General features: G+C 40.6%; 1 protein-coding gene. It reads right to left on the bottom strand.

Annotation, left to right across the window (positions count from 1 at the left end; genetic code table 11):
- Nucleotides 1–29: 29 nt before the first annotated feature.
- On the bottom strand, nt 30–377 hold a 348-nt coding region (locus KMS84_RS39345), incomplete at its 5' end, for a hypothetical protein (protein ID WP_256921434.1).

A 377-nucleotide genomic window follows, 5' to 3' on the forward strand; every position in this document is an offset into this window, starting at 1 on the left:
ATTTAAAGAGAGTATTTTTGAAAAAATGGTCATTTTTTGATCTTGTTATTTTGGAAATTTTTTTGCCACTGTCCGTTCGCGGTATTGAGGATTTCCTGATAGCGTTCTTGGTAACTGTCAATCTTGTCTAGCTTTATTTCGTATGCATTATCATCTTCTTCTTTCTTTTTGGCCATGGTGATTGAGTGCGCCAGTTCACGAAGTGCACAGGTTGTGGCGATGTCCATAATCATTCTTTCTTGATACATGAACGTGCTTAGTAGTTGACTGGCGACGCCGGCTAATGCGCTGGTTGTCATAGCAATCACTGACACGATAAAGATAGAATGCTTGGTGTTGACTGCTATGAGTAACGTCGTAAGGGCTGCGAGTAGTAT

The organism is Streptomyces hilarionis, from assembly GCF_024539675.1.
GTDB lineage: Bacteria > Actinomycetota > Actinomycetes > Streptomycetales > Streptomycetaceae > Streptomyces > Streptomyces hilarionis.